Source organism: Streptomyces sp. NPDC007162 (assembly GCF_040634175.1).
Lineage (GTDB): Bacteria > Actinomycetota > Actinomycetes > Streptomycetales > Streptomycetaceae > Streptomyces.
Genome location: NZ_JBEYFC010000115.1, coordinates 1 through 21416 on the forward strand (window position 1 = coordinate 1; position 21416 = coordinate 21416).

The 21416-nt window shown below is 72.9% G+C and carries 17 protein-coding genes and 4 pseudogenes; 12 read left to right on the forward strand and 9 right to left on the reverse strand.

All coding sequences use genetic code 11. The features are described from left to right. Both ABZ646_RS16300 and ABZ646_RS16305 read right to left on the reverse strand, forming a co-directional pair. Positions 1–667: pseudogene (locus ABZ646_RS16300) on the reverse strand (malate synthase A); the annotation flags it as partial. A gap of 184 nt (positions 668–851) precedes the next feature. Then, positions 852–1451 (reverse strand): nucleotidyltransferase family protein, encoded by a 600-nt coding sequence (locus ABZ646_RS16305; protein WP_360518691.1) that lies wholly within the window; start codon positions 1449–1451, stop codon positions 852–854. A gap of 182 nt (positions 1452–1633) precedes the next feature. On the opposite strand from ABZ646_RS16305, the gene ABZ646_RS16310 reads away from it, so the two are divergent. Beyond that, entirely contained in the window at positions 1634–1921 is a 288-nt protein-coding gene (locus ABZ646_RS16310) for a DUF5955 family protein (protein WP_360518732.1), read from the forward strand. 101 nt (positions 1922–2022) lie between these two features. Here ABZ646_RS16310 and ABZ646_RS16315 read toward each other — a convergent pair whose 3' ends face one another. Further along, positions 2023–2814 carry an IclR family transcriptional regulator gene (locus tag ABZ646_RS16315; RefSeq protein WP_360518694.1) on the reverse strand — a complete coding sequence of 264 codons (792 nt, stop codon included), beginning with the start codon at positions 2812–2814 and terminating at the stop codon, positions 2023–2025. Positions 2815–3086: 272 nt separating this feature from the next. On the opposite strand from ABZ646_RS16315, the gene allB reads away from it, so the two are divergent. The 3 genes from allB to ABZ646_RS16330 are packed head-to-tail and all read left to right on the forward strand — an operon-like array spanning position 3087 to position 6448. Further along, positions 3087–4427, forward strand: coding sequence for an allantoinase AllB (allB, locus tag ABZ646_RS16320; protein ID WP_360518697.1), 1341 nt, complete (start codon positions 3087–3089; stop codon positions 4425–4427). Positions 4428–4481: 54 nt separating this feature from the next. Continuing rightward, positions 4482–5594: an allantoicase gene (gene alc / locus ABZ646_RS16325; RefSeq protein ID WP_360518700.1), complete on the forward strand. Its 1113-nt coding sequence runs from the start codon at positions 4482–4484 to the stop codon at positions 5592–5594. Positions 5595–5638: 44 nt separating this feature from the next. After that, a complete protein-coding gene (locus tag ABZ646_RS16330) occupies positions 5639–6448 on the forward strand; it encodes an AIM24 family protein (RefSeq protein ID WP_360518703.1) in 810 nt (269 codons plus the stop codon). A 91-nt stretch (positions 6449–6539) separates the two neighbouring features. Here ABZ646_RS16330 and ABZ646_RS16335 read toward each other — a convergent pair. Beyond that, positions 6540–6739, reverse strand: a pseudogene (locus ABZ646_RS16335) (alpha/beta hydrolase fold domain-containing protein); the annotation flags it as partial. Positions 6740–6933: 194 nt separating this feature from the next. Between ABZ646_RS16335 and ABZ646_RS16340 the strand changes: the two are divergent. Next, positions 6934–7326: an alpha/beta fold hydrolase gene (locus tag ABZ646_RS16340; protein WP_360518706.1), complete on the forward strand. Its 393-nt coding sequence runs from the start codon at positions 6934–6936 to the stop codon at positions 7324–7326. Between the two features lie 34 nt (positions 7327–7360). Then, positions 7361–9121: an MOSC and FAD-binding oxidoreductase domain-containing protein gene (locus tag ABZ646_RS16345; protein WP_360518709.1), complete on the forward strand. Its 1761-nt coding sequence runs from the start codon at positions 7361–7363 to the stop codon at positions 9119–9121. Positions 9122–9488: 367 nt separating this feature from the next. On the opposite strand, the gene ABZ646_RS16350 is transcribed toward ABZ646_RS16345, so the two are convergent. Both ABZ646_RS16350 and ABZ646_RS16355 read right to left on the reverse strand, forming a co-directional pair. Continuing rightward, positions 9489–10340 carry a class I SAM-dependent methyltransferase gene (locus ABZ646_RS16350; RefSeq protein ID WP_360518712.1) on the reverse strand — a complete coding sequence of 284 codons (852 nt, stop codon included), beginning with the start codon at positions 10338–10340 and terminating at the stop codon, positions 9489–9491. A gap of 112 nt (positions 10341–10452) precedes the next feature. Next, positions 10453–10584: pseudogene (locus ABZ646_RS16355) on the reverse strand (zinc-binding dehydrogenase); the annotation flags it as partial. A 219-nt stretch (positions 10585–10803) separates the two neighbouring features. On the opposite strand from ABZ646_RS16355, the gene ABZ646_RS16360 reads away from it, so the two are divergent. Next, the gene (locus ABZ646_RS16360; protein WP_360518715.1) at positions 10804–11988 is read left to right on the forward strand and encodes a cytochrome P450; all 1185 of its coding nucleotides are present in this window, start codon (positions 10804–10806) and stop codon (positions 11986–11988) included. Between the two features lie 10 nt (positions 11989–11998). Here ABZ646_RS16360 and ABZ646_RS16365 read toward each other — a convergent pair whose 3' ends face one another. Then, on the reverse strand, positions 11999–13009 hold the full coding sequence (locus ABZ646_RS16365) for a Gfo/Idh/MocA family oxidoreductase (RefSeq protein ID WP_360518718.1): 1011 nt from the start codon (positions 13007–13009) through the stop codon (positions 11999–12001). Between the two features lie 130 nt (positions 13010–13139). Here ABZ646_RS16365 and ABZ646_RS16370 point away from each other — a divergent pair, with 130 nt between their 5' ends. The 5 genes from ABZ646_RS16370 (at position 13140) to ABZ646_RS16390 (ending at position 20644) form a co-directional block, all read left to right on the forward strand. Then, the gene (locus ABZ646_RS16370; protein ID WP_360518735.1) at positions 13140–13877 is read left to right on the forward strand and encodes a GntR family transcriptional regulator; all 738 of its coding nucleotides are present in this window, start codon (positions 13140–13142) and stop codon (positions 13875–13877) included. Between the two features lie 135 nt (positions 13878–14012). After that, positions 14013–15158, forward strand: a complete 1146-nt coding sequence (locus ABZ646_RS16375; RefSeq protein WP_046733349.1) for an ROK family glucokinase — start codon at positions 14013–14015, stop codon at positions 15156–15158. Beyond that, the gene (locus tag ABZ646_RS16380; RefSeq protein ID WP_360518721.1) at positions 15155–15736 is read left to right on the forward strand and encodes a sugar kinase; all 582 of its coding nucleotides are present in this window, start codon (positions 15155–15157) and stop codon (positions 15734–15736) included. Before ABZ646_RS16375 ends, ABZ646_RS16380 begins: the two co-directional genes overlap by 4 nt. Before the next feature lie 97 nt (positions 15737–15833). Beyond that, positions 15834–18638 carry a DEAD/DEAH box helicase gene (locus ABZ646_RS16385; protein ID WP_360518724.1) on the forward strand — a complete coding sequence of 935 codons (2805 nt, stop codon included), beginning with the start codon at positions 15834–15836 and terminating at the stop codon, positions 18636–18638. Further along, positions 18635–20644 (forward strand): SWIM zinc finger family protein, encoded by a 2010-nt coding sequence (locus ABZ646_RS16390; RefSeq protein ID WP_360518727.1) that lies wholly within the window; start codon positions 18635–18637, stop codon positions 20642–20644. Before ABZ646_RS16385 ends, ABZ646_RS16390 begins: the two co-directional genes overlap by 4 nt. Before the next feature lie 72 nt (positions 20645–20716). Here the strand turns inward: ABZ646_RS16390 and ABZ646_RS16395 are convergent, their stop codons facing one another. After that, entirely contained in the window at positions 20717–21073 is a 357-nt protein-coding gene (locus ABZ646_RS16395; protein WP_360518729.1) for a cytochrome C oxidase subunit I, read from the reverse strand. Further along, a pseudogene (locus tag ABZ646_RS16400) lies at positions 21070–21416 on the reverse strand (cytochrome ubiquinol oxidase subunit I); the annotation flags it as partial. The pseudogene ABZ646_RS16400 and the gene ABZ646_RS16395, both read right to left, overlap by 4 nt.

The following is a 21416-nucleotide window of genomic DNA, read 5'->3' on the forward strand; positions in this document are numbered from 1 at the left end:
CCGCCGACTCGGTCTTCGGGAGGTAGAAGTAGGGTCCCTTGCCGAGGTCGAGCAGCCGCCGCGCGTTGTGGAAGAAGTAGAGCCCGAAGTCGACGAAGGCGCCGGGCACCTGCTCGCCGTCGACCTCGATGTGCCGCTCGTTCAGATGCCAGCCGCGCGGCCGCATGACGACCGTCGCCAGCTCCTCGTTCGGCCGCAGGGCGTACGACTTGCCGCTCGCCGGGTCCGTGAAGTCGATGTTCCGGGTGTAGGCGTCGATGAGGTTCAGCTGCCCCAGGACGACGTTCTCCCAGGTGGGCGCGGAGGCGTCCTCGAAGTCCGCGAGCCAGATCCGGGCGCCCGAGTTGAGGGCGTTGATGGTCATCTTGCGGTCGGTGGGGCCGGTGATCTCGACCCGTCGGTCGTCGAGGGCCGCGGGGGAGGGGGCCACCCGCCAGGAGTCGTCGGCGCGGATCGCGGCGGTCTCGGGGAGGAAGTCGAGGGCCGAGGTACGGGCGATCTCGGCGCGGCGCTCGGCGCGGCGGGCGAGGAGTTCGGCGCGGCGCGGCGAGAACCGCCGGTGCAGCTCGGCCACGAAGGCGAGCGCCGCCTCGGTGAGGACCTCCTCCTGCCGGGGCAGGGGCTCGGCGTCGACGATGGCCGGCCCAGACGGCGCTGGTGCGGACATGAGCTGTCACTTCCTTCAGCGGTGGCACCGGGTGCCAGTCGTTCCGGGTGGAGCGAAGCACCTCCGCGCGGGGCACGGGAGCTTCTGAACAGTGGATACTAGTTTCCTCATCGTGGAAGTTCAATGGTTTGTTGATGTCGAGATTCTCTGCGTCGAGCGATCGTGGCGCTCGGTGCCCTCCCGTTCACTCGAGGTGGATCAGGTCGGCCTCGGTGTCGATGTCGTACGGCTCGGCGACGTCCCCGCACTCGACGAGCGTGATCGCCTCGGCGTGCGCCCGGAGATAGGCGCGGGCGCCCCGGTCCCCGGCCGCGCTCGCCGTGATCCCGGCCCAGTGCCGGGCGCCGAGCAGCACGGGGTGCCCGCGCACCCCGTCGTAGGCGGCCGACACCAGCGACGACTCGTCCCGGAAGCCGGCGACGACCCGAGCCACCGCGGCGGCCCCGATCCCCGGCTGGTCCACCAGCGCCACCAGGACGGCCGGTACCCCGGCCGCCGCGAGCGACTCCAGCCCCACCCGCAGTGAGGACCCCATGCCCTCGGCCCAGTCGGGGTTCTCCACGACCACGCAGCCGTCGAGCGCCGCCCGCTCCCGCACGTCGTGCGCGCCGGCCCCCAGTACCACGTGGACCGGCCCGCAGCCGCCCGCCCGCAGCTCCCCGGCCGCGTACTGAACCAGCGGCCGCCCCCGGTGCGTGAGGAGTGCCTTGGGCCGCCCGCCGAGCCGTCTGCCGCCGCCGGCGGCGAGCAGCAGTCCGGCGATCCGGTGATGCGTGTCGGTCATGCGTCCTGCATACCCGACGACGGGCCGCCGAGCGGGTTCCGCGGGGCTGAATTTCGGCCCGCGGTGTAGCGCTTTCCCTGCGGGAGGGCGTTTACTGACCCGCGTCCCGAGGCGCTCGATCAGTGCCGCGGGACACCTGGCGAGGGGGGAGAGCTGTGTTGCGGAGCTTGGGACAGAGGCCGGTGACCGGCAGCGACGAGGATCCGAGGATCACGGAACTACGCACGGCGGTGTCCAGGCTGCGCCGCGAACTGGCCGCGCACCCGGCCGAGTTCCCGGACCGCGCGATAGCCGAGGACGAACTGGCGGCCCTGGCGGCGATGACCATGGGCGGCATCCCGGAGATTCCGCGCCTGCGCCGTTCCCTGTTACTGATCGCCGGAGCGATCGGCTCGGTGAGCGCGTTGTCGCACGGCCTGGCGGGCGTCCGCCAGGCGGTGGACCTGTTCGGCGAGACGCCGCGGACGTAGGCGTCCCGAAGGGGTGCGGGGCGGTGTCGAGGTGCGGCTTCGCCGGGCGCGCTCGACCACACCCGGCCCGCACCCGCCGGCGACGCGGTCGTCCCTGCCTCTCAGGCCCCCGAACTCGCCAGCGCCCGGGACAATTCGACGGCCACCTGCTGCAGCACCGGCACGATCTTCTCCGTGGCCGCCTCCGTCACCCGCCCCGCGGGCCCGGAGATCGAAATCGCCGCCGCCGTCGGCGAGTCGGGCACCGATACCGCCAGGCACCGCACCCCGACCTCCTGCTCGTTGTCGTCCACCGCGAACCCCAGCCGCCGCACCTCCGCCAGGGCGTTCAGGAACCCCTCCGCGGTGGTGATCGTCTTCTCGGTCGCCGCCGGCATCCCGGTGCGCGCGAGCAGCGCCCGCACCTCCGCGTCCGGCACCCCGGCGAGCAACGCCTTGCCCACCCCGGTCGAGTGCGGCAGCACCCGCCGCCCCACCTCCGTGAACATCCGCATCGAGTGCTTGGACGGCACCTGCGCGACGTACACGATCTCGTCCCCGTCGAGCAGTGCCATGTTCGCCGTCTCCCCGGTCTCCTCGACCAGCCGCGCGAGATACGGCCGCGCCCAGGTGCCCAGCAGCCGTGACGCCGACTCGCCGAGCCGGATCAGCCGGGGGCCGAGCGCGTACCGCCGGTTCGGCTGCTGTCGTACGTACCCGCAGGCGACCAGCGTCCGCATCAGCCGGTGGATCGTCGGCAACGGCAGCCCGCTGCTCGCGGACAGTTCGCTCAGGCCGACCTCGCCGCCCGCGTCCGCCATCCGCTCCAGCAGATCGAAGGCGCGCTCGAGGGACTGGACCCCGCCGCCGTTGGACTTGGCGGAGTCGTGGGCGCTGGCACTGGACGTCGGCACGGCGCGTTCCTTTCGAGGCGGACCGGAAGAGCTGAAGCCTACCCGGCGACCGGTTGACTCCCCGGTTGTACGTAGCTACGTTCTGCCTGTTGGAATCGCAATTCCGCTTTGTGGAAACGTCCAGAGCAGGCGTGCGGGGGCGTCGGAGGGCGGTGGACCCTTGACGGCGCGGGGGCGGGAGTGAAGACTCCTTCAACAGAACGTTGAATTCCGTTACGTGGGTGTAAATCCCGTTTCCCGGAAGTAAAACGGCGGCAGAGAGAGGGGTCCAGGTGTCCGACGCTGAACTGGTGCTGCGCTCGACGCGCGTCATCACCCCGGAGGGGACGCGGGCCGCCTCGGTCGCCGTGTCCGCCGGGACGATCACCGCCGTACTGCCGTACGACGCTCCGCTCCCGCGGGGTGCCCGCCTGGAGGACCTCGGCGACGACGTCCTGCTGCCCGGCCTGGTCGACACCCACGTCCACGTCAACGACCCGGGCCGCACCGAGTGGGAGGGCTTCTGGACCGCCACGCGCGCGGCGGCGGCCGGCGGCATCACCACCCTGGTCGACATGCCGCTCAACTCCCTCCCGCCGACCACCACGGTCGACCACCTCCGGGTGAAGCGGGCCGTCGCGGCCGACAAGGCGCACGTCGACGTCGGTTTCTGGGGCGGCGCGCTGCCGGACAACGTCAAGGACCTGCGTCCGCTCCACGAGGCCGGCGTCTTCGGCTTCAAGGCGTTCCTGTCACCCTCCGGCGTCGACGAGTTCCCGCACCTCGACGAGGAGCGGCTCGCCGGGTCGCTGGCGGAGATCACCTCGTTCGACGGACTGCTGATCGTGCACGCGGAGGACCCGCACCACCTGGCGGCGGCTCCCCAGCACGGCGGCCCGAAGTACGCCGACTTCCTGGCCTCCCGCCCGCGCGACGCGGAGGACACGGCGATCGCCCGGCTGATCGCGCAGGCGAGGCGGCTGGACGCGCGCGTGCACGTCCTGCACCTGTCCTCCTCCGACGCCCTGCCGTTGATCGCCGAGGCCAAGCGGGACGGCGTACGGATCACGGTCGAGACCTGCCCGCACTACCTCACCCTCACCGCGGAGGAGGTCCCGGACGGCGCCAGCGAGTTCAAGTGCTGCCCACCCATCCGGGAGGCGGCCAACCAGGACCTGCTCTGGCAGGCGCTCGCCGACGGCACGATCGACTGCGTGGTCACCGACCACTCGCCGTCCACGGCCGACCTGAAGACCGCCGACTTCGCGACGGCCTGGGGCGGTATCTCCGGCCTCCAGCTCAGCCTCGCCGCGGTGTGGACCGAGGCCCGCGGGCGTGGCCACGGTCTTGAGGACGTGGTCCGCTGGATGTCCGCGCGTACCGCGGCGCTCGTCGGCCTCGACGGCCGCAAGGGCGCCATCGCGGTGGGCCGGGACGCGGACTTCGCGGTCCTCGCGCCCGACCGGACCTTCACCGTGGACCCGGCCGGACTCCAGCACCGCAACCGCGTCACCGCGTACGCGGGCAAGACGCTGTACGGGGTCGTGAGGTCCACCTGGCTGCGCGGCGAACGCATCGTCGCGGACGGCGCGTTCACGGCCCCGCGGGGCCGGCTCCTCACCCGCACCCCCTGACCTTCCGCCCGCTCCCGCACCCGTACCGGCCGACTCCCGAGAGGAAGACCTTCTTTGACGGCGATCCCGACCTTCACCGGCGACGCGCACCCCTACTCCGGCGGCGACCCGTACGCGGACTACCGCACTGCCGACTTCCCCTTCACCCAGTACGTGAACCTCGCCGGACGGCAGCTCGGCGCCGGAGTCGTCGCCGCCAACGACGAGTTCTTCGCCCAGCGGGAGAACCTGCTGGTGGCCGGGCGCGCCGAGTTCGACCCCGAGCACTTCGGGCACAAGGGCAAGATCATGGACGGCTGGGAGACCCGCCGCCGGCGCGGTGTCTCGGCCGAACACCCCTGGCCGACGGACGAGGACCACGACTGGGCGCTGGTACGCCTCGGGGCCCCCGGCGTCGTCCGCGGGATCGTCGTCGACACGGCCCACTTCCGCGGGAACTACCCCCAGGCGGTGTCCGTCGAGGGCACATCGGCCGCCGGCTCGCCGGCACCCGGCGAACTCCTCGGCGACGACGTGAAGTGGACCACACTGGTGCCCCGCACGCCGGTCGGCGGCCACGCGGCGAACGGCTTCGCGGTGTCCCTGGAGCAGCGCTTCACGCACCTGCGGGTCAACCAGCACCCCGACGGCGGTATCGCACGCCTGCGCGTGTACGGCGAGGTCGTACCCGACCCGCTCTGGCTGGCGGCGCTGGGCACCTTCGACGTGGTGGCCCTGGAGAACGGGGGCCGGGTCGAGGACGCCTCGAACCGCTTCTACTCGCCGGCCACCAACACCATCCAGCCGGGGCGGTCGCACAAGATGGACGACGGCTGGGAGACGCGCCGCCGCCGCGACCGGGGCCACGACTGGATCCGCTACCGGCTGGTGGCCCAGTCCCAGATCCGCGCCCTGGAGATCGACACGGCGTACCTGAAGGGCAACAGCGCGGGCTGGGCGTCGGTGTCGGTGAAGGACGGCGAGGACGGTGAGTGGCGCGAGATCCTCCCCCGCACCCGCCTCCAGCCGGACACGAACCACCGCTTCGTGCTCCCGGCTCCCGCCGTCGGCACGCACGCGCGCGTGGACATCTTCCCGGACGGCGGCATCTCGCGGCTGCGGTTGTTCGGGTCCCCGACGGAAGCGGGAGCGGCGGCGCTCTCCACCAGGCTCCGCGAACTGTCCTGACCGGCTGAGGGGAACCGGCGGGCCGTCGGCTACGTTCTTCTCCCGTGACCCTTCAGCAAGAGATCGTCGGCAACGCCATGCAGATGGCGGTCGTCAACCTGCATCCCGGCCAGACCGTCTACTGCGAGGCCGGCAAGTTCCTGTTCAAGACGACCAACGTGACCATGGAGACGCGGCTGAGCGGCCCGTCGGGCAACGGCGGCCAGCCGCAGGGCGGCGGCGGCATGGGCGGCATGCTGCGCCAGGCCATGGGCACCGCCATGCAGGTCGGCCAGCGCATGCTCGCCGGCGAGTCACTGGCGTTCCAGTACTTCACCTCCCAGGGCGGCGAGGGCACGGTCGGCTTCGCGGGTGTGCTCCCCGGCGAGATGCGCGCTCTGGAACTCGACGGCACGCGCGCGTGGTTCGCGGAGAAGGACGCGTTCGTCGCCGCCGAGTCCACCGTGGAGTTCGGCATCGCGTTCGCGGGCGGCCGCACCGGCATGAGCGGCGGCGAGGGCTTCGTCCTGGAGAAGTTCACCGGCCGCGGCACGGTGATCATCGCCGGCGCGGGCAACTTCATCGACCTCGACCCCGCCGACTTCGGCGGCCGTATCGAGGTCGACACGGGCTGCGTCGTCGCCTTCGAGGAGGGCATCCAGTACGGCGTCCAGCGCGTCGGCGGCCTCAACCGCCAGGGCCTCATGAACGCCGTCTTCGGCGGCGAGGGCCTCTCCCTGGCCACCCTGGAGGGCAGCGGCCGGGTGATCCTGCAGTCCCTGACCATCGAGAGCCTCGCCAACGCCCTGAAGAAGGCCCAGGGAGGCGACAAGCAGGGCCCGACGGGCGGACTGTTCTCGACGCACGCGGGGTGAGAATCTGCGGAGTTGTCATTGACCACCTGCATCGACGCCGCCGACGCCCTTCTGTCCGTCCTCCAGCGCCGCCTCCACGTCCCCCGCCCTGCGGGCCGTCGGCGAACTCCCGGTAGCTCGCGGTGTCCTGAGCCGCGTCAGTGACCGGACAGTACAGCGACTGGTGCACGAAACCTCCGGAGAGCGGTCGTACTCGACGCAGGCAACCGCCGTCCGCGCGCCTACCGCCAGTTCCCGCACCAGCCTGTCGTGTGTTCCCGCGTTGCCCTGAATCCATCCTCCGCCGTGTACTTCCGGGCCCAGTTGGTAGAGGAACGGATCACTTCCGGACCCCATTCATTCCAGGCTGCGTCCCGTTCGGAAAGACCGCCAGTGCGGAGGTGGCTCTCGTGGACGGCCGGGTCTAGTGTGAAATCGAATGTCGCATCCAGGCGCACCACCGCGTAGTTCATCGTCGCTCGGGGTGACCGCCGGAGGAGGCCATCGTGCTGCATGGATTCCCCAGCAGTTCGCACATGTTCCGACACCTCATTCCCGGCCTCGCCGACCGCTATCACGTGATCGCCGCCGACCATGTCGGATACGGGCAGTCGTCCATGCCCCAGGCCGGTGAATTCACCTACACGTTTGATCATCTGGCCGCCATCACTGGAGGGCTTCGCCAAAACCTTCTGGGACGATCTGTTTCCGTACGCGGCATCACCCGGTCCAACTGGCTGCACGACCAGACCCTGCTGGACAGGCCCCGCACCTCCATGAGTGCTTTCGCGCCAGCCAGGTGCCACTGCCGGCCGTCCGGGGTGAGCGCGACGAGATCTTCGGGCCGGACGGTGCGAAGCGGTTACACCCACGGATTCCTCGGCCGTGTGACCGGCTGAGGGTGGACGAGGAGGGCGAGCGGTGGCCACCTTGATGTCAGTCAACGTGGGGATGCCGAAAGACGTCTCCTGGCACGGCAGGACCGTGCACACCGGGGTGCACAAGCAGCCTGTGGCCGGGCCGCGGATGGTGAGGCGGCTGAACATCGACGGAGACGGTCAGGGCGACCTGGGCGGACACGGCGGGGAAATGCGGGCCGTGCTGGTGTACCAACTCGACTCCTACCGCTTCTGGTCCGGGGAACTGGGTCGGGACGACCTGACGCCGGGCAGCTTCGGGGAGAATTTCACGGTCGACGGGCTCCCCGACGACGAAGTGTGCATCGGCGACCGGTACCGGGTGGGCGGAGTTCTTCTGGAGGTCTCGCAGCCGCGGGTGACCTGCTACCGGGTGGGTATGCGCCTGGCGGAACCGCGCATGGCGGCGCTGTTGGTGGCCCGCCATCGGCCCGGCTTCTACCTGCGGGTCATCGAAGAGGGTGAGGTGGAGGCGGGGCAGGAGATCGTGAAGGTCGCCACCGGTCCGGAGGCCATGACCGTCGAAGAGATCGACTCCGTCCTTTACCTGTCGGGTCACACTCCCGACCAGGTACGGCGCGCCCTGCGCATACCGGCTCTGAGCCCGGGCTGGCAGGGCTCGATGCGCGCCCTGCTCGAACAGTTCGACCAGGGCGCGGCCGTGTCGTCCGGCAGCGCCGGCCTGACCGTTGCGGCCGGCGTTCCGCCCCCGGCATGGCGCGGCTTCCGTCCGCTGAAGGTCACGGACGTCCGCCCCGAGAGCGAGAACGTGCTTTCCCTGCGGCTGGCCGCGGCTGACGGCTCGGCCCTGCCCGCCGCGCTGCCGGGACAGTTCCTGACCGTGAAATTGCGCACGGCGGAGGAGAAGGCGCCCCTGATCCGCAGCTATTCGCTGTCGGGGCGGCCCGGCACGGGCACCTACCGGATCAGTGTGAAGGCGGAACCCCACGGCCTGGCGAGCACCTACGTGCGCACACACGTCCGGGCCGGGGACAGCCTGGAGTCCGCCGCGCCGCGTGGCACCTTCTACCTGCCCCGCGGTGACACGCCGGTCGTGCTGGTGTCCGCCGGCATCGGGGCGACGCCCGTGCTCGCCATGCTGCACGCGCTGGCGGACGCCGGCTCCGGCAGGCAGGTGTGGTGGCTGCACGCCGCCCGCAACGGCCGCGAGCATCCCTTCGCCCAGGAGGTCCGTGACCTGGTGGCACTCATGGCCGACGCGCGGTCGGTCGTCTACTACAGCAGACCCGAGCCCGCCGACGAGCGCGGCAGGGACTACTCGGAAGCGGGCCGTATCTCCGGCGAGCGGATCCTCGCGCTGGGCCTGCCCACGGATGCCGACGCCTACGTCTGCGGGCCGGCGGCCTTCATGGACCGCATGACCGACGCGCTGGTCGAGGCGGGCCTGCGGGCCTCCCGCGTGCACACCGAGAACTTCAGCGGCGGCCCCTCCCTCACACCGGGGATCAAGGGCACGCCGTCGGTGAGGGCGCCGCACCCACCCGAGGGCGCCCCGGGTACCGGTCCCGCCGTCTCCTTCGCCCGCAGCGCACTGACCGTCGCGTGGAACGACGACCGGAGCTCCCTGCTGGAACTCGCGGAAGCATGCGACGTCCCGGTTCAGTGGTCGTGCCGCACCGGCGTCTGCCACACCTGTGAACTCGCCCTGATGTCCGGGGCCGTCGACTACTCCCCGGACCCGGTCGAACCACCGGGCGAGGGCAACATCCTCGTCTGCTGCAGCAGACCCGCACAGGACGTCGTCCTGGACCTCTGACACCGGCCCCCGCCCGTCGGGCGGGCGGGACGTGATCGTCCTCGGCGGTGCCGCGGCGGGCGAGAACGCCGCACAGTACGCGAGCCAGATCTCCGGCCTGTCCTCGGTGCTCGTGGAGACCCGTCCGGTCGGCGGCGAGTGCTCGTACTACCCGGCGTCTCGGCACGGCTCGAGTCGAACAACCCCCCGCTGCGAAAGCCTCAAAGTCCTCCCGGACCTCGGTCTTCTCCTCAGGGGTCACACCAGCTCGACAACACCCACGAGCAAGCAGACACGCCACTCACGAGTGAAGATCAGTGCGCGCACGAACCTGGCTCCACTCATCAGGCCCCCTTGGATCCGATCACCAAGGGAACCGGGAGGCGCTCTACCGGCGGACCGCCGAGATCAGTCCGCCGGGCCGCTCCTCGCGCTGCGGCGGGGTGCTGATCGGGCGGCCGTATGCGGCAGCGCGCTCACGCAGGGTGTGGCTGTCGGCCTCCCAGCCGTGCCCGGCCAGCCAGCCCACCGGGTCGTCGGGCATCTCCGAGACCCACATGGACGCCGCCGATCCCGGCACGGCGTCCGCTGCGAAGCGCTCGATCACGCCGCGCGAGCCCAGCGTCAGCCCCATCCAACTGCCTGCCTCCGAGTGCGCGCTGATCCGGGCCAGCAGCAGTTCCACCGCGTCCTCGGGCAGATAGATCAGCAGTCCTTCGGCGATCCACGCGGTCGGCACGGCCGGGTCGTGCCCTGCGGCGGCCAGCGCGCCTGGCCAGTCCTCACGCAGATCCACCGCGACGGTGATCCGCTCGCAGCGTGCGACGGCCCTCTCCTGGCGCAGCACCGAAGCCTTGAAGTCCAGTGGGGCGGCGGTGTCGACCTCGAACAGCCGGGTGCCCGCGGGCCAGTCCATCCGGAAGGCCCGGCTGTCCATGCCGGCGCCGAGCAGCACGACCTGCCGGACCCCGGACGCGGAGGCCTCCTGCAACAGGTCGTCGAGGAACTTCGTCCTGATGACGATGGAGAACGACACGGCGAGCCGGCGGCGTCGGACGGCCTCGTCATCGGGCAGCGGCGGCGGGGCTGGCCACAGGCCGCCGGCGGCGGCGAAGGCCTGTGCCAGGGGATCGCGGAACAGCGCGTTCTCCCGCTGGGTCTCCAGCGCCCGCACCCTGGCCACTCCCACCGCCGTGGCCCACACTCCCGACGGCTGCACCCGCTCCTGCTCATCAGTCACCGCGCCAGCCTAGACGCATCGATCCCAGGTGCCTGCTGAGAGGAGCCGGCTTCAGCCGTCCCTGCCCACCGGTCGCCTCGCTCACGGCGTCGGCGAAGTCCGGTGCGCCGGGGTCGAGCGGGAGGTCGGCACCGAAAGCGAGGGCGCGTTCCCTGGCCGCGGGCAGCGGATCCACGGCGATGACGGGCACCGCACCGATCAGGCGAGCGATCCGGACGCCGTGTGCGCCCGGACCGCCGACGCCCATGGTCCTCGCCTGCCGGCAGAGAAACCGCGCAGGCAGGCATCGCGCTTTCCGCAGGTCTTCCCCGCCTGGGGGAGCACCCTGGTGGCGGGCGGAACGGGACCAGGCTCGGCCTCGACAACCGCGTCCGGATCGCGGGAACAGGGGCACCAACCGGGAGCCCCGCGCGTTCTCCCGGTACGGGACGGCCTCGGGGACCGCCTGAAGGGGGACGACGACATGCAGGTGACCGACCTCGGTCAGTACGGCGAGACACTGCGCACGGACCCGCACACGGTGTACGCGCACCTGCGCGAGCGCGGCCCGGTGCACCGGGTGCGATGGCCGTTGCCTGATGGCCACTACCACGAGACCTGGCTGGTCGTGGGGTACGAGGAGGCACGCGCCGCGCTCGCCGACCCGGGGCTGGCCAAGGACACCGCGAAAACCGGGTTCACGTTCCTCGACGAGGAACTGATCGGCAAGCACCTGCTGGCCGCGGACCCGCCGCAGCACACCAGACTGCGCTCCCTCGTCACCCGCGCGTTCACCGCCCGCCGGGTGGCGGCACTGGAGCCGAGGATCCAGGAGATCACCGACCGGCTGCTCGCCGAGATGCTTCCGCGCGGTCGCGCCGACCTCCTCGACGCCCTCGCCTACCCGCTGCCCATCACGGTGATCAGCGAGCTGCTCGGCGTCCCCGAACTGGACCGCGCCCGCTTCCGCAAGCTCTCCAACGAGGCGGTCACGTCCAGCCGCCCGGGCAGCGAGTACGCCGCGTTCGCCGCGCTCGCGGACTACCTGGCGGAGCTGATCGAGGACAAGCGGTGCGCGGGCCCGAGCGGAGACCTGCTCAGCGACCTGCTGCGCACCACCGCCGAGGACGGCGACCGGCTCACCGTCGGCGAACTGCGCGGCATGGCCTTCGTACTGCTGATCGCCGGCCACGAGACCACCGTCAACCTGATCGGCAACGGCGTCCTCGCCCTGCTCACCCACCCGGACCAACTCGCCGCCCTGCGCGCCGACATGACCCTCCTGGACGGCACGGTCGAGGAGATCCTGCGCTGGGAGGGGCCGGTGGAGAACGCGACGTACCGGTACGCCGCCGAGCCTCTGGAGATCGCCGGCACCGCCATCGCCCCGGGCGACCCGGTGATGATCGGCCTGACCGCGGCCGACCGCGACGGCGCCCGCTATGCCGAACCGGACCGCTTCGACATCCGCCGCGACAGCCGTGGCCACCTCGCCTTCGGCCACGGCATCCACTACTGCCTGGGCGCGCCCCTGGCCCGCCTGGAGGGCCGCATCGCCCTGCGCTCCCTGCTGGAGCGGGCCCCGGACCTGGCGCTGGACGGGCAGCCGGGGGAGTGGCTGCCCGGGACGCTGATGAGAGGGGTGCGGCGGCTGCCCGTCCGTTGGTAGGCGACGGCGGTCAGCCGAGCCGGTCCGGGATCTCCGCGAGCGCCACCGGCCTTCGCTCGTGCCGTGACACCTCGCAGGCCTCCGCGACCCGCAGCGCCTGGAGCGCCTCGCGCCCGTCGCAGGGGTTGTCCCGCGTGCCGCGCACCACGTCGACGAAGGCGCACAGCTCGGCCTCGTAGGCGGGCCCGAACCGCTCCAGGAATCCCGGCCACGGCTTGTCCGCGGGCGGCGGCCCGGTCGGCTCGGTCGAGGCCACCGGCGTTCGGTCGTCCAGCCCGACCACTACGGTGTCCCGCTCCCCGGCCAGCTCCATGCGCACGTCGTACCCGGCGCCGTTCAGCCGGGTCGCGGTGGCCGTGGCCAGTGTGCCGTCGTCCAGGGTGAGCAGCGCCGAGCCGGTGTCCACGTCGCCTGCCTCGCGGAACATCGCGGGACCCGCGTCCGAGCCGGTCGCGTACACGTCGACGACCTCGCGGCCGGTCACCCAGCGCAGCACGTCGAAGTCGTGGATCAGCGTGTCCCGGAACAGTCCGCCCGACAGCGGCAGCCACTCGGGCGGTGGCGGCGACTGGTCGGAGGTCAGCGCCCGTACCGTGTGCAGCCGCCCGAGCCGGCCCGAGCGCACCGCCGCCCGGGCGCCCGCGTACCCGGCGTCGAAACGCCGCTGGAAACCCATCTGCAGGACCGTACCGGCCCGCTCCACCTCGGCGAGGGCGTGCAGGGTGCCCGGCAGGTCGAGAGCGATCGGCTTCTCACAGAAGACCGGGAGCCCGGAGCGTGCTGCCCGACCGATCAGTTCGGCGTGGGCCGAGGTCGCCGTGGTGATCACCACGGCGTCCACGCCCCACTTGAAGATCTCGTCGGTCCCGGGCGCCGCCGTCTCCCCGAGGCGGTGCGCCAGATCCTGGGCCCGCGCCGGATCCACGTCCGTGAGGATCAGCGATCCGACCTCGCGATTGCGGCTGAGCGTGTTCGCGTGGACGGTGCCGAGGCGGCCCGTACCGATGACCCCGATGCGCATGGGAACAAGGTGCTGGTGCACCCCGCGCGCTGTCAATCCGTATGTCCGGACAATCGAACTACACAACTTCCCGTCAACCCGTCACGGGGATACGCTCGGGCCCGTGCCGAAACCAGATGTGGACCCGACCGTGACGCTCGACCTCAGTGTGGACCGGAGCTCCCCGGTCCCGTTGTACTTCCAGCTGGCCCAGCAGCTGGAGGCGGCCATCGAGCACGGCTCGCTCACCCCCGGCAGCCTGCTGGGCAACGAGATCGAGCTGGCCGCACGGCTCGGCCTGTCCCGCCCGACGGTCCGTCAGGCCATCCAGTCCCTCGTCGACAAGGGCCTCCTGGTGCGCCGCCGGGGCGTCGGCACCCAGGTCGTGCACAGCCAGGTCAAACGCCCCCTGGAGCTCAGCAGCCTCTACGACGACCTGGAGTCGGCCGGCCAGCGCCCCGCCACCAAGGTGCTGGTGAACACCGTCGTCACCGCCTCCGCCGAAGTCGCGGCCGCGCTCGGGATCGCCGAGGGCACCGAGGTGCAGCGGATCGAACGGCTGCGGCTGGCGCACGGCGAGCCGATGGCGTACCTCACCAACCACCTGCCGCCCGGTCTGCTGGACCTGGACACCGGGCAGCTGGAGGCGACCGGCCTGTACCGGCTGATGCGGGCCGCCGGGATCACCCTGCACAGCGCCCGCCAGTCCATCGGCGCGCGCGGCGCCGCCGCCGTCGAGGGCGAGCGGCTCGCCGAACCGGAGGGCGCCCCGCTGCTCACCATGCAGCGCACCACCTACGACGACACCGGCCGCGCCGTCGAGTTCGGCGACCATATTTACCGGCCGACCCGCTACTCCTTCGAGTTCCAGCTGCTCGTACGGTCCTGAGCGTCGCCCCGGCGCCGCCCTCCCCGGCGAATGTCCGGACAATGTGACCGTGAGGTGGCGGACGGCGGCAGGCGGCCGCGATCCTTATCTCCCCCGAACGGCGCCACCCCTCCCAGTGAGGCACAATCGAGCCCGATGAGCACCTACCGCGACCTCACCGCCCCCATCGGCTCCCGCCGAGCCCCGGTCCTGCGCACCGTCGGCACCAGGGAACGCCGGTCACACCTGACGGCCCCGCGCGTGCCGACGGTCGGCATCGACATCGGCGGCACCAAGGTCATGGCGGGCGTCGTGGACGCCGACGGCAACATCCTGGAGAAGCTCCGCACGGAGACCCCGGACAAGTCCAAGAGTCCGAAGGTCGTCGAGGACACCATCGTCGAACTGGTCCTGGACCTGTCCGACCGGCACGACGTGCACGCGGTGGGCATCGGCGCGGCCGGCTGGGTCGACGCCGACCGCAACCGCGTGCTGTTCGCCCCCCACCTGTCCTGGCGCAACGAACCGCTGCGCGACCGCCTGGCCGGCCGGCTCGCCGTACCCGTCCTCGTCGACAACGACGCGAACGCGGCCGCCTGGGCCGAGTGGCGCTTCGGCGCCGGCCGCGGCGAGGACCACCTCGTCATGATCACGCTCGGCACCGGCATCGGCGGCGCGATCCTGGAGGACGGCCAGGTCAAGCGCGGCAAGTACGGCGTCGCCGGGGAGTTCGGCCATATGCAGGTCGTACCCGGCGGCCACCGCTGCCCGTGCGGCAACCGCGGCTGCTGGGAGCAGTACAGCTCGGGCAACGCGCTGGTCCGGGAGGCCAAGGAGCTGGCGGTGGCCGACTCCCCGGTGGCCTACGGGATCATCGAACACGTCAAGGGCAACGTCGACGACATCACCGGCCCGATGATCACCGAGCTGGCCCGTGAGGGCGACGCGATGTGCATCGAGCTGCTCCAGGACATCGGCCAGTGGCTCGGCGTCGGCATCGCCAACCTCGCCGCCGCCCTCGACCCGTCCTGCTTCGTGATCGGCGGTGGCGTCAGCGCCGCCGACGACCTGCTCATCGGCCCCGCCCGGGACGCGTTCAAACGCCAGCTGACCGGCCGCGGCTACCGCCCCGAGGCCCGTATCGCCCGTGCCCAGCTCGGCCCCGAGGCCGGCATGGTCGGCGCCGCCGACCTCGCCCGCCTGGTCGCCCGCCGGTTCCGGCGCGCCAACCGGCGCCGGGTGGAGCGCTACGAGCGCTACGAGCGGTACGCGGAGGCCCGCCGTACCCGGGACACCGCATGACCGCTTCGCTGCCCCGCCAGGCGGCGCCCCCGGACGAACCGGACCGCCCGCCGGAGACCCCGGGCCACAAGGCCCGCCGCCGGGCGCTCACGCTGCTCATCATCGTGCTGCTCATCGGCGTACCGGCCGGCTACCTGGTGATCTCCGCCGCCCAGAGCCGTGACAGCGGCAAGGACAAGGAGTCCAAGTACTCGGCGACCGGCCTCACCGCCGGCTGGCCCTCGAAGGTGCAGCGGCGCCTCTACCAGGTGCCGGTCCCGCACCCCGCCGACAGGATCGCCTACTACGAGACGAACAACTGGAAGACCAGCCGTCTCTACGTCCAGTTCCGCACCAACAGCGCCGGACTGGACAGCTTCCTGGAGGGCATGGGCGTCAACCAGGACGCGCTCAGGAAGAACGACATCAGCGTCAGCTCCCGGGACCAGAAGATCACCGGCTGGAAGTTCACCGGCGCCGGACCCTGGTCGGGTCTCACACACACCCAGAAGAACCCGGCGCCCACCCAGGACGTGGTGGTGAACACGGCCGACCCCGAATTCCCGATGGTCTACGTCGTCTCGCGCACCGTGCCGTGACGGCCGGCCCCGGCCGGTCGCCGGGACCGATTGTCAGACCCCGCCCGTACAGTCGGAGACATCTGATCCGACGCGCGGGCGGGAGGTGGCAGAACGTATGAGCGGCACGGTCGCCGGGACGCACCAGGACGTGCCCGTGCGCCTCGCGGCGGTCTATCTGCCCGCCGACCTTCCCCGCCAGGGCCGGGTCGCCTTCTGGGACCCCGAGGGCGGCCCCCTGCCCGGTGACAGCGAGGAGCTGACCGTCGTGCGACGGCACGGCGCCGGTGTCCGCCGCAGGCAGGTGCCCGCGCTCACCCTGCCGGTCGGCGAGGCCCTCCCGCTGCTGGTCAGCGCCCGCCGCGACCCGGCCGCCCACCCCGCCACCGCCTGCTGGGGAGCGGCCGCCCAGCACGCGCTGCGGCTCGCCGCCCGGGGCCGGCTGCTGCCCGGCCTGACCCCGGCGGGACACGACGCCTGGCGGGCCGGACCCCTGGAGCCCGCCGACATCGCCCACCTGCGCGCGGTGGCCGCCGCCCTGCCCGCCGAGGGCCACGCCGTCCCGCTGCCCGGGGCGGGCCCCCTCCTGCTGCCCCAGCCGGAGGCGCTGATCCGCTCCTTCCTCGACGCGGTCGCGGACACCCTGCCCCGTACTCCGGCCGCACCCCACACCTCGGGCCGGCCGTTCGCCGCGCGCGAGGCCCAGCGGCTGCCCGACGCCCAGGAATGGGCCGCGGAGGTCGCCGCCGGCATGGACGCCGGGGTGCGGATCTCCCTGCGCCTGGACCTGTCGGCCTCCGACCTGTTCGACGACGGCGAGGGCGCGCACCGCGCGGGCGCGGCGATCGTCCAGGTGCACAGCCTGGCCGACCCGACCCTGCTGACCGACGCGGCGGCGCTGTGGGCCGGGCAGTCCGACGCGGCCTTCGGCCCCCGCGCGCGCGTGGACGCGGCGCTGGCCGTGCGCCGCGCCGCGCGGGTGTGGCCGCCCCTGGACCGGCTTTCGGAACAGGACGTGCCGGACGTCCTCGCGCTCACCGAGGAGGAGCTGGGCGAACTGCTCGGAGCGGCCGCGACCCGGCTCGCGACGGCCGGGGTCGCCGTGCACTGGCCCCGGGACCTGGCACAGGACCTGACCGCCGCCGCGGTCGTCAGGACCGCCCCCGGCTCCGCCACCGACGGCACCGGCTTCTTCGAGGGGGAGGAACTCCTCCAGTTCCGCTGGCAGCTGGCGCTCGGCGGGGACCCGCTCAGCGAGGCCGAGATGGACGCCCTCGCCGAGGCCCACCGCCCCGTCGTACGCCTGCGGGACCGCTGGGTGCTGGTCGACCCGGCGCTCGTGCGCAAGGCCCGCAGACGCGAACTGGGCCTGCTCGACCCGGTCGACGCGCTGTCCATGGCGCTGACCGGCGAGGCCGAGGTGGACGGCGAGACCGTGGAGACGGTCCCCGTCGGCGTTCTCGCGGCCCTGCGCGACCGCCTCACGGCCGGCGTCCACCCCGCCGAGCCGCCCGCCGGCCTGCACGCCACCCTGCGCGACTACCAACTGCGCGGCCTGGCCTGGCTCGACCTCATGACCTCCCTCGGGCTCGGCGGCTGCCTCGCCGACGACATGGGCCTCGGCAAGACCATCACCGTCATCGCCCTGCACCTGAAGCGGGCTCGCACCGAACCGACCCTGGTGGTCTGCCCGGCCTCGCTGCTCGGCAACTGGCAGCGGGAGATCACCCGGTTCGCGCCCGGCGTCCCGGTCCGCCGCTTCCACGGTCCCGAGCGCACCCTGGACGGCCTCGACGGCGGCTTCGTCCTCACCACCTACGGCACCATGCGCGCCGCCGCCGACCGCCTCGCCGAACAGCCCTGGGGCATGGTCGTCGCCGACGAGGCACAGCACGTCAAGAACCCCTACTCGGCCACCGCCAAGGCCCTGCGCACCATCCCGTCCCCCGCCCGGGTGGCCCTCACCGGCACCCCCGTGGAGAACAACCTCTCCGAACTGTGGGCCCTGCTCGACTGGACCACCCCCGGACTCCTCGGCCCGCTGAAGTCCTTCCGGGCCCGGCACGCGCGCGCCGTGGAGAACGGCGAGGACGACGAGGCCGTGGCCCGACTGGCCCGACTCGTCCGCCCCTTCCTGCTGCGCCGCAAGAAGTCCGACCCCGGGATCGTCCCCGAACTCCCGCCGAAGACGGAGACCGACCACCCGGTCCCGCTCACCCGCGAACAGGCCGCGCTCTACGAGGCGGTGGTCCGCGAGTCGCTGCTCGTCATCGAGACGGCCGAGGGCATCGCCCGCCGGGGCCTGGTGCTCAAGCTCCTCGGCGCCCTGAAGCAGATCTGCGACCATCCCGCGCTGTACCTGAAGGAGGAGGCCCGCGTCGACGGCCTCGCCGCCCGCTCCGGGAAACTCACCCTGCTCGACGAACTGCTGGACACCGTGCTCGCCGAGGACGGATCGGCGCTCGTCTTCACCCAGTACGTCGGCATGGCGCGCCTGATCACCGCGCACCTCCAGGCCCGCGCGGTCCCGGTCGACCTGCTGCACGGCGGTACGCCGGTACCCGAGCGGGAGCGCATGGTGGACCGCTTCCAGGCGGGCGCCACCCCCGTCCTGGTGCTGTCGCTGAAGGCCGCGGGCACCGGGCTCAACCTCACCCGCGCCGGCCATGTCGTCCACTTCGACCGCTGGTGGAACCCGGCGGTGGAGGAACAGGCCACGGACCGCGCGTACCGCATCGGGCAGACCCAGCCCGTCCAGGTCCACCGGCTGGTCACCGAGGGCACGGTGGAGGACCGCATCGCGGAGATGCTGGAGTCCAAGCGGGCCCTCGCCGACGCGATCCTCGGCACCGGCGAGGCGGCCCTGACCGAACTGACGGACCGTGAGCTGTCCGACCTGGTGTCGTTGCGGAGGACGTCATGAGCGAGGACGGGCAGCGGCCGGGCGACGCGGCCCGCCGGGCGCTGCGAGCGGCACGGGACCGCGGGGTGGAGCCCGTCGCCGACGGGGCGGCCCCGGCCGAGGCGGAGGAACCGGCTGCCTCCGCGGTGCCGGACGCGCCGGACGGGGCCGTACCGGAGCGGCGGACCACCCGGCCGGGCGACGCCGTGCGCCGTGCGCTGCGGACGGCTGCCGCGGCGAAGGAGGCGGGGCGGCGGGAGGCCGAACCCGAGGGCGACACCGGGACTGGGGTCCCGTCCGTCGACCGTGCGACCGTCGACCGCCGGGCCGGCCGTCCCGGTGACGTCGCCCGGGAGGCGCTGCGGGCGGCGCGCGCCGAGGCGCGGCGCGCCGGAGAAGCCGCGGCGGAGGCGGCGGAAGGGCGCCCGGCCCGGGCGTCACACCGGGTTCCGGCACCGCCCGCGGCGACGGCCACGGAGCCCACCCGCACCGCCCGCGACCTGAAACAGTTCCTGGCAACGGCGTTCCGCATGCCGCACACCGACGACCCCGAGCGCCCCTTCGGGGACGAGGCCGAGCCCGAGCCCCCGTCCGCCGTGGCCACCCCGTACCCCCCGGAGCCGGACACCTCCGTCCCCGCCCCCGACCACCGGACGCCGGAGGCCAGCCGCAAGACGCCCGCCGACACCGCCGGCTCCGCATCCACGTCCGCCCCGGCCCCCGATCGCCCGGACCCGGGCGCCCCCCGGCTCCCGCGCACCATGGCCACCCCCCATCGCGACACCGAACTCCGCCGTACGTTCCCCGCCCTCCCCTCCCTCCCGTCCCGTGCCTGCGGTACCTCCTGCGAGTTCGCCGAGACCTGGTGGGGCAACGCCTGGGTGCGGGCGCTGGAGGAGGGGGCGTTGGACGTCAAGCGGCTGGCCCGGGGGCGGAGTTACGCCGAGCGGGGCCAGGTGGACGCCATCACCGTGACCCCCGGAGCTGTCCTGGCGTACGTCCAGGGAAGCCGGCCCCGGCCGTACCGCGTGCAGCTGAGGCTGCGTACCTTCGACGAGGAGGAGTGGGAGCGGTTCCTGGAGGCGGCCGCCGACCGGCCCGGGGACATCGCGGCCCTCCTCGACAAGGAGCTGCCGCAGACCCTCGCCGACAGCGGGGTCCCGTTGCTGCCCGGCGCCGGTGAACTCGAACCGCGGTGCAGCTGCCCCGACTTCGGCCACCCCTGCAAACACGCGGCCGCCCTCTGCTACCAGACCGCACGGCTGCTGGACGCCGACCCGTTCGTGCTGCTCCTGCTGCGCGGCCGTGGCGAACGGGCCCTGCTCGAAGCCCTGTCCCGGCGCAACGCCGCCCGCGTGGCCCGGGAGCGGCGGCCGGTGTCCCTGCCCGGCGTCCGGGCCACCGAGGTCCTCGTCCCCCGGCAGCTCCCGCCGCTGCCGCCGCTGTTGCCGCTCCCGGCTCACCCGGAGCAGCCCCCGGTCTATCCGGGCGTGCCGGGCGGCCCGGACCCGTTCGCACTGGACCAGCTGGCCACCGACGCGGCGGCCCGCGCGCACGCCCTGCTCGCCACCGGACGCGACCCGGTCGGCGAACTGACGCTCTGGCAGGACGCGGTACGGCTCGCCGCCGCCCGGCCGGGGTCCGGCCTGACCGCGTCCACGCGCGCCCTCTACGCGTCGCTCGCGGACGCCGTGGGCCGCACTCCGGGCGACCTGGCGCGCGCGGTCGCGGCCTGGCGGCAGGGCGGCCCGGACGGCCTGGCCGTACTGGAGGAGCCCTGGGACCCGCCGGCCGGCCGCTTCGACCGGGCCCGGCCGCTGCTCCTCGCCGCCGACCTGCCGGCGTTCCGCCCCTGGCACAACCACCTCACGCACCCCGGCGGTCACGTCCAGCTCCGCCTGGGCCGGGACGGCCTGTGGTACGCCTACGAGTCCGAACCGGGCCACGACGACTGGTGGCCCAGAGGCACCCCGGACCTGGATCCGGTGGGCGCCCTCACCGGCCTCGGCGTCTCGGACGACCTCTAGTGCCGCGGCAGGCGCCCCGCCGTGATCCGCTCGCCGCGCCGACGCTCGCGTGCCCGCGTGTCGGTTCCCCCGTCAGCGGACCAGGAACACGGCCGCCAGAAGAACCGCACCGGCGCAGACGGCCACCGTCCATCCCGCACAGCGCACGCGCAGCGAGCGGTACCGCCGCTCGTACTCGCCGCGCAGGGACCGGCACCGGGCGGCGACCCTTTCGAGGTCCTGCCGCGCTCGGCGCAGACTGTCCTCGACGTGGTGGCGTTCGACCTCGGCGCGCTGGGACGTGGTCAGCCAGTCCATGCGTGCGGTGAAGTCCCGCGCCAGCCGTTCCGCCTCGGCGATCCTGGCCTGCCACAGCAAGTACCCCTCGGCCTGGTCGGCGAGGTCTCCGCCGGTTCCCGGCGCGCCCACGCTGCGTCCCGCATCGGTCATGTGTGGAGCCTGCTGGCCTCGGCCTCGGCCATGGCGATGTCCGGGTGGTGCAGGTCGAACGCCGGGGACTCGGAGCGGATCCGGGGCAGCGTGACGAAGTTGTGCCGCGGCGGCGGGCAGGAGGTCGCCCACTCCAGCGAACGGCCGTAACCCCACGGGTCGTCGACGCCGACCGGCTTGCCGTAGCGGGCGGTCTTCCACACGTTGTAGAGGAACGGCAGGATCGACAGGCCGAGCAGGAAGGAGGCGATCGACGAGATGGTGTTCAGGGTGGTGAAGCCGTCGGCCGCCAGGTAGTCGGCGTACCGGCGCGGCATGCCCTCGGCGCCCAGCCAGTGCTGCA

Bases quoted from the DNA above. Each gene is read 5' to 3' on its own strand.
- ABZ646_RS16345 (WP_360518709.1), top strand. From the start codon at position 7,361: ATGTCAGTCAACGTGGGGATGCCGAAAGACGTCTCCTGGCACGGCAGG.
- ABZ646_RS16390 (WP_360518727.1), top strand. From the start codon at position 18,635: ATGAGCGAGGACGGGCAGCGGCCGGGCGACGCGGCCCGCCGGGCGCTG.
- ABZ646_RS16360 (WP_360518715.1), top strand. From the start codon at position 10,804: ATGCAGGTGACCGACCTCGGTCAGTACGGCGAGACACTGCGCACGGAC.
- ABZ646_RS16380 (WP_360518721.1), top strand. From the start codon at position 15,155: ATGACCGCTTCGCTGCCCCGCCAGGCGGCGCCCCCGGACGAACCGGAC.
- ABZ646_RS16365 (WP_360518718.1), bottom strand. From the start codon at position 13,009: ATGCGCATCGGGGTCATCGGTACGGGCCGCCTCGGCACCGTCCACGCG.
- ABZ646_RS16305 (WP_360518691.1), bottom strand. From the start codon at position 1,451: ATGACCGACACGCATCACCGGATCGCCGGACTGCTGCTCGCCGCCGGC.
- ABZ646_RS16395 (WP_360518729.1), bottom strand. From the start codon at position 21,073: ATGACCGATGCGGGACGCAGCGTGGGCGCGCCGGGAACCGGCGGAGAC.
- ABZ646_RS16385 (WP_360518724.1), top strand. From the start codon at position 15,834: ATGAGCGGCACGGTCGCCGGGACGCACCAGGACGTGCCCGTGCGCCTC.
- ABZ646_RS16375 (WP_046733349.1), top strand. From the start codon at position 14,013: ATGAGCACCTACCGCGACCTCACCGCCCCCATCGGCTCCCGCCGAGCC.